Source organism: Microcoleus sp. B3-D2, from assembly GCF_036705345.1.
GTDB lineage: Bacteria > Cyanobacteriota > Cyanobacteriia > Cyanobacteriales > Microcoleaceae > Microcoleus.
This window is the reverse complement of record NZ_JAUBUG010000007.1, coordinates 1-16,139: the sequence shown is the minus strand read 5'-3', so window position 1 is coordinate 16,139 and position 16,139 is coordinate 1. Positions and strand designations below refer to the sequence as shown.

Here is a 16,139-nt window from a genome sequence, read left to right as displayed (position 1 = left end):
TTTGAAAACGAGCATCAAATATGTTAAAATAACAAAAATATTTTTTCATTTTTGATGGTCAAATTTTGGGAGCATCTCATATTTGTAAAAACACTTCTTCTGGCTCTTTACTTCTGACTCTTTCCTCCTGGCTCCTGGCTCCTAACTCCTATTTCTAGCTTGGCTGCTTTCATTGAGATGCTCCCCACATTTTCCTTGCCTCATAATAAAAATGTCATACAGCCAATTCACCAACCTAGAAATGATAGAAACCAACTTTGGCATAACCATTGCTGACAAAGTTGGTATTTTTGCCGATTTACCCGACGCCGAGTATAGCGATCTTCTCAGCCAAACTCTGCAAGAAAACATTTCTTTAGCTTTAGCAATTAATACCGAAAAAGCTCGCTCAGAATTAATTGTCACACCTATTTTAGTAGAACTTAGAAAGCAGTTTAAGTATCAAATTAGCTTTTTTTCAGGAAAAGAGTTTAATGTAGATTTAGAAAAAGGATTAACGGGTTTCTGTGATTTTATGATTAGTCGTTCTCCCGAACAACTCCTAATCAAAGCCCCCGTTGTCGCCTTAGTAGAAGCTAAAAATGATAATATCCAAGCTGGGCTTCCACAATGTATGGCAGAAATGATTGCCGCTCAAATCTTTAATGAAAGAAGAAACAATAATATTTCCGAAATATATGGAGTAGTCACAACAGGAACTAATTGGAAATTTTTACGGCTTAGTAATCAAGTTATGGAAGTTGATTTAAATGATTATTTTATTGATAATATTAGTAAAATAATTGGCATCTTAAAATATTTGATCGATGCAGCTAACCTATGAAACTGGGAGCCAATTTATGAAATTTGCTCAATAGAGATAAATTTAACAATGACTTAACCAGAATTTTTACAAGATCACAAATTATCCGGGACAATCTAGCTTTCATCAGCTTGTTGTCGCCGGCTCGATCACTCCTCCTTCCCCGTCGAACGCGAGCGTTCGGGAGGGTGGTTTGGATGTGGAAAATTTAGGGCAAATTGTTCCAAGCTTGAGCCACAATGTCGCTCAGCCATAGCCTCTGAGCAAAATCGAGCAGATTGTCGTCGGCGAGTACCTCAGCCTTTAATTCATCCAAAGACTGAGAGCGCGATCGAGCTATTTGGATCACACCCGCGATCGCCGACGCCACCAATTCTTCATTCAGTGGCTGCTGTCGCAAAGCAATCATTTCTTGAGGATTCGTAGGAATGGGATAATTCATAGGAGTGCATACCAAAGGGAGTAGATATTCAGCCGTTGCGGGCCAACCGAGAGCAAGAGCGATCGAAAACCTAAAAATCTGAGAACATTGTAAACTTATTTAAAACTCAATAAGTATTCGGGAGTATAGCCTACTTTGCTCCCTTGTCAACTCCCCCATCTTTATTAATTTATTCAGAATTGAGAGCCTAATCATGCAAGAAATTCTTTATCTAGAAGTCCCGACACCGGATACAGCAGCCGTCTGCACTTGGTTGCAGCACGAATTCGATCCCGGAATCGGAGAAAAAATTATTACTGCTGACGGCTTTCGCCTGCTTTCACCAGCCACAACAGCCGAGGTTCTCAAGTCTGGAACTCAAAAGGCCAATCCAAAACCTGCCTTGGCTGACACAAATTCAGGAAACCAAAATTGGCGATCGACAGAACTTTCCACCTTTGTCTGGTCACTGCAGCGCACCACTTATTTAAAAGTCTTTCGTCTAGAAGAGGCGCCTGCGGGAGAAAAAAAGTTCCTGGAAGCTCTGAATCTTGCTGTGAAAAACAAGTTTCCCGATCGCTACCCGGAACCCCCTGTCATAGACCTCTCCAAACAGTCAATTTTTGAGGCTCTTGCTCCCTATTACCCCCTCACCGTCAAATACTTCCAAAAAATGCCTGAAGGCGAATACGACCTCAAGCGCGTCTACTGGTGGGAGCAACGTTGGCGCGAAAGCACTCGCAATCCTCAAAAGCCAAAACAAGTAGTGTTTTTGAAGGAAGAGGGAACAGGGAAGAAGGAAGAGGGAACAGGGAAGAAGGCAGAAGACACTATTTTGGTGTCTGATTCTGGCGATACTTTTTACGACTTAATTTATATTGGCGGGGCATTAGGAGTGATTCACGCCGCAGTCATGGCGAAATTGGGCTACCGGGTGCTGCTAGTTGAACGAATGCCTTTCGGGCGAATGAATCGCGAGTGGAATATTTCGCGGGATGAAATTCAAAGCTTAATTGATTTGGGTTTATTTACTGCTGCCGAAATCGAAACTTTGATTGCCCGAGAATACAAAGATGGCTACAACAAGTTTTTTGATGCTAACAATCCGCCCGTTGCTCAAGCACCAGTTTTGCACACACCAAAGGTACTCAATGTAGCTTTGGACGGCGAAAAATTGCTGAATTTAGCGGGAGTTAAGCTAACAGAAGCGGGTGGGGAAATCTGGGACGAAACTGAGTTTATCAGAGCCGATGTTGAAGCAGAAAAAGTAGTAGTTCAAGGCCGCCACTTGCCGACAAAAGCCGATCGCACTGCATTAGGACGGCTGCTGGTGGATGCAATGGGTTCGGCTTCTCCCATCGCTTGGCAATTGAACGAAGGGCGGACTTTTGACAGCGTTTGTCCGACAGTGGGAGCAGTCATCGACGCAGGATTTGAGCCGGGAGTATGGGATTCCGAGTACGGGGATGTACTCTACACTCACGGGGACATTTCCCGAGGGCGCCAGCTCATTTGGGAGTTGTTTCCCGGCGCCGGCACAGAACTGACAGTTTATCTATTTCACTACCACCAAGTACATCCAGAGAATCCCGGTTCTTTGCTGGAAATGTACGAGGATTTTTTCACAATTTTGCCGGAATACCGGCGCTGCGATGTCGATAAATTGGTGTGGAAAAAACCGACCTTTGGTTATATTCCGGGGCATTTTAGCAGCAACAGCAGCGATCGAGCCGTGGCGGTCGATCGCCTAGTCTCGATCGGCGACGCAGCATCCTTGCAATCTCCCCTCGTTTTCACCGGCTTCGGCTCTCTTGTCCGCAATCTTTTCCGTTTAACAGACCTTTTGGATACAGCATTAAAGCACAATTTGTTGACGGCCAATCACTTAAACCAAATTCGCGCCTACCAGAGCAATGTTTCAGTAACTTGGCTATTTTCTAAAGGCATGATGGTTCCTACCGGGAGCAGTTTGCCGCCTCAAAGAATTAATTCAATTCTCAATACCTTTTTCGGTATTTTGGCAGGACAAAAGCTCACCGTAGCCGAAACTTTTATCAAAGACAGAATCGACTGGCTAACTTTCAATCGACTGGCGCTCGAAGCAGCCGGAAAAAACCCTTCTCTCCTCTTGTGGATTTTAGATTTTGTCACCTTGAGGGATATTTGGCGCTGGCTGGGAAGTTACGTGAATTTTACTCTGCTGGCTGTGGCCAGTTTGCTGTTCGGATGGCTTCCCAGCTTCGCTCGCAGGGTACAACCTTGGTTGGAGCCCCGGTATCCGGCTGTTTGGCTGTGGCTGTTGGCTACCAGCTATGCTCTCACCTACGGCCTGGGAAAGGCGAGAAAAGAGTTTTGAGTTTTGAGTTGTGACTCAAAACTAGCAACTTCAATTCGCTATCGAAAACTCGGCAATTCAATTTCAGCTAGCGATCGGCGTTTTTTAGAAGCCCGCAGCGGACTGGCAATCAAGCTCAGCCAGTCTGGTTGGGCGACTGCTGTGGGTTTTGCCACACTCGATCGCACTTCTTGAATGCCAAAGGTTTCAACAGAGTTCAAAATTTGAAAAGCCCTGGCCAATTCTTGGGCGTCCACTTTGGTAGCAGTTTCGGGTTCAGGCTCAGCCACCGGCAGTTCAGGTTCCGCAACCGGTTCGGCCAAGTCAGTTGCCGGCTCATCAGGCTGGTAGGTTTCGCTCTTGTGCAATTGAATGCCGGATACTTCGGCTAATTTGTTGAGTTCCTGATTGGCTGGGGCTTCAGGCTCGATCGCATCGACAACAACCGCTACCTCTGGATGCTCTTCGGTTTCGGACCAAGGTTGGACAGGGGAAGCGTTAAAGGCTGGCGGCAGCGGAACTTGAGAGCTTTTGACCGTCGCGAGCAAAGATTCTAATTGCGCGCTGGCGCTATCCTCTGCATTGTCAGGCGACTCGCTCCTCGGCGACTTTACCTGCGGCCTGTCCAAACTTCTTTCCAAGGCAGCTTTGAATTGCAGAGTGTGGCGCTGCTGGCGGTGCAAGCGGGCTCGCAATTCCCTGCAAATATTTTCTGTGGCTACTAACTGGTGTAACTGTTCGTTGTAGCGCTGCACAGTAGACGCACATTCTCGCTCAACAGTCGCTAGCCTGACTTGGCTGGTTGCCAACTGACTTCTTAAATTTTCGACTAAAATTTCTTGACTTTGGAGGGTTTGATGGGAAACTTCCACTTTGCCAAACAGCCGCGTCAATTGTTCTTGAGTATTTTCGAGTTCTGCTGTCCGCTGTTCTAGCAAAGTTTCGCGATTCTGCAATGTTTTTTGGGACTCTTCGAGAGCTGTTTCTAGCTGGGCGATGCGCTGTAAAAGGTCGCGGTTGCATTCGTGCAGCGCTTGCATTAGGGTGACTGGGGTCGATCCTTTGCCCTTGGCCTGTTCGGCATTCCCAAGCATATTTTTTAGATTGTCTGAAATCGGGGGCGAGCCCGCCTCAGTCGGCTGTGTCGGAGATTGCGAATTTTTTGTTTCAGGTATTGTAGGAATTGCATCTACACTGATGGCGTTGGGAAAATCTACTGTTTGCCAGTCTTCTTCTGGCTGTTGGGGAACCGTTGCGGGAGGGTCTGTCGCATCGGGGGCGATCGGCTCAAAACCCCCAGCAGCAGCAAAATCTGAGTGCAATGGTTCGGTATCGGATGGAACAGCAGGGTGCGGTTGGTGCTGATGGGCTCGAAGATCAGCTTCTGACATGGCTTTTTATCCCAATACTCACAGGGTCTCAGATACAGTCTATCCTTAGAGATTCTCCAGAAGGAAGCCCCTAAGTGATAGTTTTTGGCATTTTTCCGATTTTTTGGGACGATAACCTCTGAATCGAGTGGCGCGATCGAACTACAACCCGAACTCAAATTCAGGCGTAAGATGCGCCTAGGATCACCATACAGATGTGAGTTTTTCGCCCAGAGTCCTATCAAAATAATTTTTCCCGATCTCTAACGCACTGTTGCGGCATCCGTGCGATCGCCTAAGCTTTAACAACTGCACAATGTTTGTCAATGATTGCTGGAACTTCTGCAGGTGCAATGCGGCTGTAGCGAGTTTTGTCCGGCATCACAACTATATTTGGACCCGCTTTACACTGTTTGAGACATCCGGTTCCCTGTACTGTCACTTTGTCTTCTAAACCGCGCGCATTCAAAGCATTTTCTAAAGCTTTACAGACTCCTCCAGCGCCCCGCTTCAGGCAGTCTGATTTTTGACATACTAATATTTTGGTTTGGGTTTTTGCCGGAGCTTTTACAGTTTGAGCTGCTGTGGCAGAGGTGAATTCGCTTTTGCCGATCGCGCGATCGTCGGATGTCAATACCGCAACAGGCCCATTGGTGGAGTCTAGCTGTTCTGGCGATCGATCGTTTTGACCTTGAGCCAGCTTGAGGCTGCGAGCTTTAAGTTTTATTTTACCGTTTTTCAAGTTGATTTCTTTCTCACCTACAACTTCAACTTTCAAACCGGGCGTCAAAACAGGTAACAGAAATGACCGCAATTCCTTGCACAGTTTAACAAGATATTCTACTCCCCGAGCATTGCTAATTCGCAAATATTTAAGTTTGCAGCCATCTTCAATAATCAGGCCGAGGATTTCTCCCTCTAAACTGAATTCGGAAACTTGCTTGCCAGACTTATACATTGTTATGACTCCTTTAAATCCGTTACATCCGTTACATCTTGTACACTGAGCTTTGCCGAACTTCCTTCTACCTTGAAGCCTTTTGCCAGCAGCACTCCAGCCATTCCACCAGTTCGTCCCGAGGGGCACTGACTTGCCTCAACACGCTCATTAACTGAGCCGCTTGTTTAGCTGTGTTGACTTTTGCCCGCAAAGGTTGGTCAACCGCACACCAGCAGGGAATTTCTAGTTCTTGCAAGCGTTTGTAAACTTGCCACCTATCTAGCCAACTAACTTGCACAATGTCACAAACTTCTAATTCTGGATCTGCTGGATTCATTTTTTAACAACAGTAATAATTTGCATTAATTTTTACCCTGAATGGTAGCGGGTAGAACTTAAAAGCCAGATTTCAGCAGAACATCAAAGATGATCGAAAGCCCTTCCTGAAAAATTCTGCCTTTTGCCCTCTGCCTTCTGCCTTCAGAAGGTTCGCCCCACTTTCAGGAAGCGTTCAGAACTAGGATCTTGTTCAAGCATAACCCAACTGCTAATAATTCTCAATAGGTTTACAAAAAAAATTTCCTACTCTATAAAATCTTCTACTATCGAGGCAGACGCTGCTTGACTGGTAGATTTACGGTGCTAGACTGACTCTATTGGCAACAAAACTGCCTATTGAGAGGAGAACACACATGGCTGAGACTCAGAGTGCATTGAGACCGTTTGGACACATAGCCGAAAACCCAGTTCTACTGGAACATTCAGTCACAGCACCGATTTGTGAAGGAATGAACGCGCTGCTGGCCAGTTTCCAGGCTCTATACCTGCAATATCAAAAACATCATTTTGTGGTGGAAGGGGCAGAATTTTACTCGTTGCACAAATTCTTTGAAGAAAGCTACGGAGAAGCTCAAGATAGCGTCCACGAGTTGGGCGAACGGTTAAACGGGTTGGGCGGCATACCAGCAGCTAGCTTTAGCAAGTTAGCCGAGTTGTGCTGTTTTGAGCCGGAAGCCGACGGCGTATATTCCTGCCGCCAAATGCTAGAACACGATTTAATTGCGGAGCAAGCTATCCTCGGTTTGCTGCGGCGTCAAGCAGGACAAGCAGAAAGTTTGGGCGATCGAGCTACGCGCTACCTCTACGAAAAAATCCTGCTGAAAACAGAAGAGCGAGCCTATCACATTTCGCACTTCCTAGCCCCCGATACCTTAGTGCAGTTGAACTTGAACTAACAATTCTTCTTCTTCCTCTTCCTTCGCGCCCTTTGCGCCTTCGCGGTTCGTTACCTTAGATCAAAAAAAAGCGGGCAGTTTTGTGACTGCCCGCTTTTTTATACAAAGTGCGCTTGTCCGGAGGGGATTAAGGCGCTAAAGCATTGCCGCGCAACAAGCTACCAATGGTTTTGGCGGTAATCTTCATCTGGATGAAAGGATTTGCTGGTACTACTGTTTTATACAAGTAGCTATCGAATGTGAGTTTCTGCACATCGCGATCGGCACACATTTCCACAAAAGCTTCGCGGGTAGCATCGGAACGGTAAAACACGCGCTGCAAAATGTCCAGAACTTTGTAAGTAATGCCGTAGGCTTTATCCCACCGTTTCAGGTAAAGCTTGATTTCCTCTTCAGTCGGAATGCGCGCGCCTTTATTGGAAATCTCCACAATAGTTTCGGCGCACATCCGGCCAGACTTGGCGGCAAAATAGATACCTTCGCCAGAAGACTTGGTAACATAACCTGCGGCGTCGCCTACGAGAGCAACTCGGCCGACAACCCGGCGGGGACGCGGATGTTCCGGGATGGGGTGAGCTTCCACTTTAATAATCTCACCGCCCATCAGTTTTTTGGCAGCGCGGGCGCGGACGCCTGCTTGCAGCTTTTTGATGCTGGCTTGATTTACTTTCATCGTGCCGGTACCGACGGCTACGTGGTCGTATTTGGGGAACACCCAAGCGTAGAAATCGGTAGATACGTCGTCGCCGACGTACATTTCGGCTAAGTCTTCGTAGTAAGCCATTTTATCTTCCGGCAGGCGGATGCGCTCTTGGAAGGCGATCGCATAATTGTAGTCGCCAGCGTCGATCGCCTTTGCTACGCGGGAGTTAGCGCCGTCAGCCCCGATTACCAAATCCACCTTCAGAGTTTTCTGAATTCCCATTGCGCTGCCGTCGGAGTGGTCGGCATAGTGGAGAGTATAGGGGTCTGTATTGTTGCCGGGAATTTCTAATTTGTGAACGGTGCCGTTAATCAGTTTTGCACCCAACGAAGCGGCGCGATCGCGCATGAAGCCATCGAGCACTTCGCGGCGGCACATACCGATGTATTCGTGTGCGTTTTCAATATTGATGTCCACCTCGACGTTGGAGGGGGAGATCATTTTCATTTTTCTGACTTGGCGGTCAATAATACTTTGCGGCAAGTCAAATTCGCTGACCATGCACAGGGGAATCGCCCCACCGCAGGGTTTGGCGTTGTCTAATTTACGCTCGAATAGGTATGTTTCGATTCCTGCTTTTACCAATGTTTCGGCGGCGGAAGAACCCGCAGGGCCTGAACCTACTACTGCAACCCTTAGTGTCAAAGCTTTTCTCTCCAGTTTTTTTCTATAGGCATTACTCAGGTGTGATGGTATCACGGAGTTTGGATGCGGTGGCGTGAAGCAGGGGAGATTTCAATGAAATGAAACAGAGCTTAACAGTTCGATACGAAAATCGGGTTTCCGGCAGTAGGTGCGATCGAATATCTTAAATTTTTTAGTGTAGATGAAGGTAGATGGACGGTGATGTGCGATCGAACATTTTTCCCTATTTTCTAAGAACAGGCTTCCCTAGCCTGTTCCACAAAGAATGAATTTTCTGCTTGTGGGCCGTTGCTCCTAGCCCGCCCGGACATGAACAGGCTTGCCTAGCCTGTTCCACAAACAGTGAATTTTCTGCTTGTGGGCCGTTGCTCCTAGCCCGCCCGCCCTGAACAGGCTTTCCGGCCTGTTCCACAAAGAGTGCATTTGGTTTTTGTGGGCCGTTGCTCCTAGCCCGCCCCTAAGAGGTTAGAACCAGTCCAATAAGTTACATTAAAGTTACTTGCACTTATATCTAAAATTCTTATGCTCGGTAATTTTCAACAAAGCAACCTGCGGATTGAGCTTGAAGCTTCCGAAACAGCGATTAGAGACAGCTTGTTGCGTCCGAGTCAATTGCAGCAGTGGATGTGGCCGCAGCAGTTGTCTAGCGGTTTGCCGGAAGAATTTGCTCAAGGTTTGACCTTTACAAGTTGGCTGGGCCCCGTGGCAGTTCAGCATCACGTTGATATTGCACAGCCGAATTGTCTGCGGCTGTTATTGAGTCAGGGAATTGACGGATTTCACGAGTGGTATTGGGGCGATGGTTGGGTGCAGTCTCGGTTGGAGGGAGTGTCGCTGCTGCCGCTGAATTTGGGGCAAACGGCTAGTTTACTCCGGCTGCGGGAGTTTGTAGCCGGCAAGGGGAAGTAGATCAATGACTCTCCAAAATCCTTAGAACAAAGTCTGGTAGTCCTGCATAGCAACGAAAAATCCTCAACACTTTTAGGGGTCAAGAAGTGTTGTAATCATGGATAAAATACCAGAAGACCCCACATGATTGGAAAGCTTTTTAGATTAGGAAAGACTCTTTCTTACAACAATAGCGAGATATCCTGTAAATCAGGGAGTTCTTGCATCTTTCGATATCAGAAGTTTTGCCCGTATCTTTCCGACAGATTTGTGTCGCTGGCGAGGCAAAACTTTTTTATATGCGACCAAAAAATCTGTATAATAGACGGCACATTGTCTGTCAACTGCTTGGAGGGAATCCGACAAACCTTTAGCACCCATTTCAACTCGACTTCGTATATATAGCCATCCTAAATCATTGGTGAATTTCTTACTCCCTCCCCGCGAGTTCGGGGAGGGTTGGGGTGGGGTAAAAAATTTACGACTCATGTAGGATTGCTATAAACCGCTAGAATTTCTTTGGTTAAGGCATCAATTGGCAGGTCTTTCCACTGCTTCCCTTATTGCGTACAAACGACTACATTTCATCATGTTGGAGCGTTAGCTTGTCTTGGTTTTTTGACTTTACTTGAACTTTCCGGGGGACTGATGCTAATTGTTGAAAAAGACATAGTATTGGAACCAGCGGGGGGACACCCTCGTGACTTTGACAATCGCGACTCAAGATATTTTTTCTAATAAAAGCCGATCTCTCAATTTTTTTGTTTCTTCTGAAATCCTTGGATGTCTGGGATTTTAAAGAAACTGCCTGTGACAATATATACATTTAAAGTTTTGCTTAGCGCTGGGGGTGGGAAAATTTTTAACGATGTTTGGATAACCGAAACGGGGACAATTCATGGAGTTGAGAATTAACCAGGCTTAGATACGTAGGCATTATAACTCATTACCCTTACTCTGCCAGACCACCTGAAAGCCACTTTGCTGCCGAAAAACTAAGAGTGTGTTATAAAAACATAATTTGTTCCTTTCTAAAGCGCTATTCTCGACACAACGAACCCGGTGCGTTTTGACTTGGGTTTAATTTTTAGAAAAAAAATAAATATGCTCTCCATTCCAGGCATTGCCGTCCAGACACTTATCTATGAAAGTGCCAACTCTCTGGTTTACCGGGCCATCCGGAAAGCGGATAACCAGCGGATTATCCTCAAACTTCTCAAAGAGAGCTACCCCACACCTCAAGAGTTGCTACGCTACCGCACCGAATACCGAATCACCCGAGAGCTGAAAGAGGCGGGAGTCGTGCGAGTCTATGACTTGCAAAAATACCAAAACAGCCTCGTGATTCTTGTGGAGGACTTTGGCGGGGAATCCTTGAAAATATGGATGCAGCAGCGAAAGTTTAGCCTCAAGGAATTTCTGCTCCTGGCGATCGCAGCCACTGAAACTTTAGGACAAATTCACAGCGCCAATATCATCCACAAAGATATTAACCCCTCAAATATTGTTTATAACCCGGAAACAGGACAGCTCAAAATTATCGACTTTGGCATTTCCACTCAGCTAACGCGAGAAATGCCAACCCTGAAAAATCCCAACGTTTTAGAAGGAACCCTCGCTTACATCTCGCCGGAACAAACTGGTAGGATGAATCGCTCTATCGATTACCGCACTGACTTTTACTCTCTCGGTGTCACCTTCTACGAATTGCTGACAGGAAAACTCCCTTTTGAGACAGAAGACGCTTTAGAGCTAGTTCACTGCCACATTGCCAGACAACCAGTTCCACCGCACGAAATCGAGCCAGAAATTCCCCTAATTGTCTCGCAAATTGTCAGCAAGCTGATGGCAAAAAATGCGGAAAATCGCTATCAAACTGCATTGGGTCTCAAGCATGATTTAGAAATGTGTCTGGTTCAATTACAAGAAACCGATAGCATAGAAGAATTTGACTTGGGCACGCTGGATCTTACAGACCATTTCCTGATTCCAGAAAAGTTATACGGCAGAGAAACAGAAGTTTTTCATCTATTAACGGCTTTTGAAAGAGTTCGTAATGCTAGTGCCGAAATGATGCTAGTCGCTGGCTTATCGGGCATTGGTAAAACCGCAGTCGTGAACGAAGTCCACAAGCCGATCGCCAGACAGGGTGGCTATTTTATCAAAGGCAAGTACGACCAATTCCAACGCAATATTCCTTTCAGTGCATTTGTGCAAGCATTTCGGGAATTGATGGGACAATTATTATCAGAAAGTGACGCTCAGCTACACAGATGGAAAACCTTGATCCTCACCGCAGTAGGCGAGAGTGGGCAAGTCTTGATTGACGTAATTCCTGAATTAGAACACATCATTGGGGCTCAAAGTCCTGCACTAGAATTGTCGGGGAGTGCCGCCCAAAATCGCTTCAATCTGCTGATGCAGAAATTTGTGCAAGTATTTACCCAAGCAGAACATCCCTTAGTGATGTTTCTGGACGATTTGCAGTGGGCAGATTCGGCATCTTTGAAGTTATTACAACTATTGATGGAAGATACGGGGCATCTGTTAGTATTGGGTGCTTATCGGGATAATGAGGTATCACCGGCTCATCCGTTTATGTTGACTGTGGATGAGATTGTGAAGTCGGGAGCCACGGTGAATACGATTACCCTGCAACCGTTGAGTTTAGCAGATCTCAATCAGTTGGTAGCAGAGACGCTGATTTGCGATTTATCTTTAGCCGGACCTCTGACAGAATTGGTTTATCACAAAACCCAAGGTAATCCCTTTTTCTCGACTCAATTCCTCAAAGCCTTGTATGAAGATGGTCAAATTATTTTTAACCCCCCTCAATCCCCTCTTAGTAAGGGGGGCAGTAAAGGGGGGTGGCAGTGCGATATTAATCAACTTAAATTGGCCGACGCCTCGGATGTGGTGGAGTTTATGGCGGCGCAATTGCAGAAGTTGCCGAAAGAAACTCAGGATGTCCTAAAACTGGCGGCTTGCATTGGGGCGCAGTTTGATTTAGATACATTGGCAGTAGTCAGCGAAGAATTACCAGAACAAACGGAATCAGCGCTGTGGAAAGCCTTGCAAGAAGGACTCATTTTAGTGATTTCAGAAGGCTATAACTTCATTCAAGCAGATGGTCAATCCCCGAATCAGTCTGTTGCTAATCCCACTTATAAGTTCCTGCACGATCGCGTCCAGCAAGCGGCTTATTCATTGATTCCCGACGACCAAAAACAAGCTACTCATCTGAAAATAGGACAGTTACTGCTACAAAGTTCTTCCGAGATAGAAACAGAAGAAAAAATCTTTGATATAGTGGGGCATTTAAATCAAGGAATTGAGTTGATCGATCAATTAAGTGAACGCTCAGACTTAGCCAAACTCAACTTAGAAGCTGGACGTAAGGCCAGAAATTCTACCGCCTACGCTGCGGCCAATATCTATCTACAAACGGGAATTGAGCTACTGACACCTCAATGCTGGCAAACTCAATATGAATTGGCGCTAAATCTTTATGTTGCGGCTGCTGAAATTGCCTATTTGAATGGTGACTTTGATCGTATGGAACAGATGGCAGCACTGGTTTTGCAAGAAGCCCAAACAATTTTAGATCGAGTTAAAATTTACGAAATTCAAATTGCCGCTCAGACAGCTCAGAGCAAGGTATTAGAAACGATCGCAGTAGCAAGAGAGGCACTCTTACAATTGGGGATTGAACTCCCTGCCGAACCCGATCAAGCCAAGATTGGCAAAGCGCTACAAGCCCTTGCGGCCCTCCTCGGCGACCGAAAGATTGAGGAATTGGTTGACCTATCTGTGATGACAAATCCACAGACTCAGGCAGCTATGCAACTGTCTGGTATGTTGTTTCCACCCATTTTCCAGGGAATGCCCGGTTTGCTGCCCCTGCTGAGCTCAACGATGGTGAGTTTATCGCTCTCCTTTGGGAATGCACCCGCCTCGACAGTGGGTTATGCGATGCACGGGATGGTTTTCTGTGCCTTTTTACAAGAGGTGGAAACGGGCTATGGCTTTGGGCAATTGGCACTTTCATTGCTCGATCGGTTGAATGTGCCCGAATTCAAGTCCACAGTTCTACTTTTGTTTGGTGGCTGGATTCAGCATCGCCAAGAATCTCTTTTGGCAACGATACCGACGCTGAAAGAGGGCTATAGGTTTGGCATGGAAACAGGCGACTTTGTAAACGCTGGCTACAACATATATATTTGTTTTTATACTCATTTATTCGCTGGTGTAGAACTAGACACTTGGGAACCAGAAATAGCAAGTTACAGGGCTGTCATGGCGAAGTTGAAACAATATTCTGCTCGGGTTTATTTGGATATGATTCAGCAGACGGTGCAAAACTTGAGGGAAACCCATATTCGGCCGGATTTGTTAATAGGCTCTGCCTACGATGAAACGGTGATGATTCCCAAGCACTATCAGGATAATGAATTCACGGCGATCGCCTGTGCCTGCATCTTCAAACTGCTGCTTGCTTACTGCTATGGCAATTACACGGCTGCCCTAGACCACATTTCCCAAGTCAAACAGTATTTGATGGGAGTATCTGGATCTGCTTTTGTTCCAATTTTTCATTTTTATGCCGCCCTGACGCACCTGGCACTTTTTCGGGCACAGCCAGCAATTGAGCAAACTGAAATTCTTGCCTTAGTGGAAAGTCATCAAAGCACGCTGCAACAGTGGGCCCAAAATGCTCCGATGAATTATCTGCATAAATGGCACTTAGTTGAAGCAGAACGGCAACGGGTGTTGGGAAATAAATCCGAGGCGATTGAAATGTACGATCGCGCCATTTCTGGAGCCAAAGAAAACAAATATGTTAATGACGAAGCCCTGGCAAACGAAATCGCAGCCAAATTCTACTCGGAATGGGGCAAAACAAAAGTTGCTCAAGCCTACATCTTTGAGGCGTATTATTGTTATGTTGAATGGGGAGCCACTGCTAAGGTAACGGATTTAGAAACGCGATATCCCCACTTATTCGCGGTAACTCAACCGGGAAGGAACAACACTCAAACTACCGTAGCAATGACAACGACTGGTTCGGGAAATCACCTAGATATCACCGCAGTCATGAAGGCTTCTCAGGCGATTTCGGGAGAAATTATGCTAGATAAGCTACTGTCTAGCTTGATGAAAATTTTGATTGAAAATGCAGGGGGGCAACGAGGATATCTGATTTTGTTAAGCCAGGGAAAACTATTAATTGAAGCTGAAGGAACAATAAATTCCGCACAAGTGACCGTGTTGCATTCAATCCCCGTTGAAACCTGTCAAGAACTTTCCAAAGCGATTGTCTATTATGTGGCTCGCACTCAAGAAAGCGTCGTACTGGATGATGCTGCGCGATCGGGACAATTTACTAACGACCCCTACATCCAAAAGCATCAGCCCAAATCAATTTTATGTGTGCCGCTGATTAACCAATCTCAAATCATCAGTATTGTTTACCTAGAAAATAATCTGACAGCGGGAGCTTTTACCCCTGAAAGAGTGGAACTATTAAAAGTGTTATCTGGACAGGCGGCGATCTCGATTCAAAATTCTAAGCTTTATACAGAAGTACGCGAAAATGAAAGCAGGCTGGCTCAACTCAACAAAGCTTACGAGCGATTTGTTCCCCATCAATTCCTCCAGTTTTTAGAGAAATCAAGCATCATTGATGTGGAATTGGGCGACCAAGTGCAGTTAGAAATGTCGGTGTTGTTTTCCGACATTCGCGACTTTACCACGCTTTCGGAAACTATGACGCCGGAGGATAATTTCAAATTTATCAATTCTTATCTCAGTCGCATGGAACCCGTCATTAATGAAAATAAGGGGTTTATCGATAAATATATTGGCGATGCGATTATGGCGCTGTTTAGCGGTGAGGCGGATAATGCGGTGAAAGCGGGAATTGCTATGCTGCACCGTCTCGTTGAATACAATAAATACTGCGCCAACGCTGGCTGTGCCCAGATTCAGATTGGGATTGGGATTAATACGGGTTCTTTGATGCTGGGAACGGTGGGCGGGCCAAATCGCATGGATGGGACAGTAATTAGCGATGCGGTTAATTTAGCTTCTCGCGTGGAAAGTTTGACAAAAAATTATGGGGTGGCGCTGTTAATTACCCAGCCAACTTATGCGCGCCTGAAAAATCCATCTCTGTACACAATCCGCACTCTAGACACGGTAAAAGTTAAGGGAAAATCCGAAGCTGTGACGATTTATGAGGTGTTTGATGCAGATCCCCCAGAAATTAAACAAGCCAAGTTAGCTACGCTGGAATTGTTTGCAGAAGCTAGGGCACTTTACTCGGAAGGGAAGTTATTTGAAGCGGCGCGGCTGTTTTCCGAGTGTTGGCGTCAGAATCCGGGCGATCGCGTTGCTAAAATTTACTGGGAACGCTGTGAGTCTGCATTGGTGACTCGCACAAAAATCAAAGACAGGCTACACCATTTACATTAAGCGGTTGCTATACCTGAACATCACAGCAAAAGTGCGATCGACTGTTGACGCACCATACAAACTAGGCGATCGAAATCGGGTAGGTATGTTGTTGCGCTAAAGCGCTAAAGCGCCACAACATACGAAGTCTAAAAAGTTACTGCCTCAACTATACTGCTGGCAGTAACTCCTTTCAATACAGCTAAATATTCCCCTGTTACCTGATACTGAATTATCGTATCGCTAACATGAGCGCCTGTTCCTTGAGAAATATTTAGGGCTTGCTGAATAAGTTAAGAAAAATCACGATAGCAATTGAGGAATGATTCAAGTTCAGCGACACATAA

Annotated in this window: 10 protein-coding genes; 5 read left to right on the top strand and 5 right to left on the bottom strand. The window is 46.0% G+C overall.

From position 1 onward, the window contains the following. Positions 1-211 precede the first annotated feature (211 nt). A complete protein-coding gene (locus tag QUB14_RS04205) occupies positions 212-823 on the top strand; it encodes a hypothetical protein (RefSeq protein WP_333214672.1) in 612 nt (203 codons plus the stop codon). Between the two features lie 187 nt (positions 824-1,010). Here QUB14_RS04205 and QUB14_RS04200 read toward each other — a convergent pair whose 3' ends face one another. Then, positions 1,011-1,244: a hypothetical protein gene (locus QUB14_RS04200; protein WP_190662685.1), complete on the bottom strand. Its 234-nt coding sequence runs from the start codon at positions 1,242-1,244 to the stop codon at positions 1,011-1,013. Between the two features lie 193 nt (positions 1,245-1,437). Here QUB14_RS04200 and QUB14_RS04195 point away from each other — a divergent pair, with 193 nt between their 5' ends. Next, positions 1,438-3,579 (top strand): flavin-dependent dehydrogenase, encoded by a 2,142-nt coding sequence (locus tag QUB14_RS04195; RefSeq protein WP_333214674.1) that lies wholly within the window; start codon positions 1,438-1,440, stop codon positions 3,577-3,579. 38 nt (positions 3,580-3,617) lie between these two features. Here the strand turns inward: QUB14_RS04195 and QUB14_RS04190 are convergent, their stop codons facing one another. From QUB14_RS04190 to QUB14_RS04180, 3 genes are all read right to left on the bottom strand, one after another. Further along, a complete protein-coding gene (locus QUB14_RS04190; protein ID WP_333214675.1) occupies positions 3,618-4,949 on the bottom strand; it encodes a hypothetical protein in 1,332 nt (443 codons plus the stop codon). 274 nt (positions 4,950-5,223) lie between these two features. Next, positions 5,224-5,886, bottom strand: coding sequence for a (2Fe-2S) ferredoxin domain-containing protein (locus tag QUB14_RS04185; protein WP_333214677.1), 663 nt, complete (start codon positions 5,884-5,886; stop codon positions 5,224-5,226). Between the two features lie 67 nt (positions 5,887-5,953). Further along, a complete protein-coding gene (locus QUB14_RS04180; RefSeq protein WP_006632870.1) occupies positions 5,954-6,205 on the bottom strand; it encodes an Asr1405/Asl0597 family protein in 252 nt (83 codons plus the stop codon). Between the two features lie 355 nt (positions 6,206-6,560). On the opposite strand from QUB14_RS04180, the gene QUB14_RS04175 reads away from it, so the two are divergent. Next, entirely contained in the window at positions 6,561-7,103 is a 543-nt protein-coding gene (locus tag QUB14_RS04175; RefSeq protein WP_006632871.1) for a Dps family protein, read from the top strand. Between the two features lie 127 nt (positions 7,104-7,230). Here the strand turns inward: QUB14_RS04175 and chlP are convergent, their stop codons facing one another. Further along, positions 7,231-8,451, bottom strand: coding sequence for a geranylgeranyl reductase (gene chlP / locus QUB14_RS04170; RefSeq protein WP_333214679.1), 1,221 nt, complete (start codon positions 8,449-8,451; stop codon positions 7,231-7,233). 522 nt (positions 8,452-8,973) lie between these two features. Between chlP and QUB14_RS04165 the strand changes: the two genes are divergently transcribed. Together QUB14_RS04165 and QUB14_RS04155 are read left to right on the top strand one after the other, a co-directional pair. Further along, a complete protein-coding gene (locus QUB14_RS04165; protein WP_333214681.1) occupies positions 8,974-9,360 on the top strand; it encodes a hypothetical protein in 387 nt (128 codons plus the stop codon). Between the two features lie 1,083 nt (positions 9,361-10,443). Beyond that, positions 10,444-15,813: an AAA family ATPase gene (locus QUB14_RS04155; protein ID WP_333214685.1), complete on the top strand. Its 5,370-nt coding sequence runs from the start codon at positions 10,444-10,446 to the stop codon at positions 15,811-15,813. The last annotated feature ends 326 nt before the right edge of the window (positions 15,814-16,139 follow it).

Bases quoted from the DNA above. Each gene is read 5' to 3' on its own strand.
- QUB14_RS04205 (WP_333214672.1), top strand. From the start codon at position 212: ATGTCATACAGCCAATTCACCAACCTAGAAATGATAGAAACCAACTTT.
- QUB14_RS04200 (WP_190662685.1), bottom strand. From the start codon at position 1,244: ATGAATTATCCCATTCCTACGAATCCTCAAGAAATGATTGCTTTGCGA.
- QUB14_RS04195 (WP_333214674.1), top strand. From the start codon at position 1,438: ATGCAAGAAATTCTTTATCTAGAAGTCCCGACACCGGATACAGCAGCC.
- QUB14_RS04190 (WP_333214675.1), bottom strand. From the start codon at position 4,949: ATGTCAGAAGCTGATCTTCGAGCCCATCAGCACCAACCGCACCCTGCT.
- QUB14_RS04185 (WP_333214677.1), bottom strand. From the start codon at position 5,886: ATGTATAAGTCTGGCAAGCAAGTTTCCGAATTCAGTTTAGAGGGAGAA.
- QUB14_RS04180 (WP_006632870.1), bottom strand. From the start codon at position 6,205: ATGAATCCAGCAGATCCAGAATTAGAAGTTTGTGACATTGTGCAAGTT.
- QUB14_RS04175 (WP_006632871.1), top strand. From the start codon at position 6,561: ATGGCTGAGACTCAGAGTGCATTGAGACCGTTTGGACACATAGCCGAA.
- QUB14_RS04165 (WP_333214681.1), top strand. From the start codon at position 8,974: ATGCTCGGTAATTTTCAACAAAGCAACCTGCGGATTGAGCTTGAAGCT.
- QUB14_RS04155 (WP_333214685.1), top strand. From the start codon at position 10,444: ATGCTCTCCATTCCAGGCATTGCCGTCCAGACACTTATCTATGAAAGT.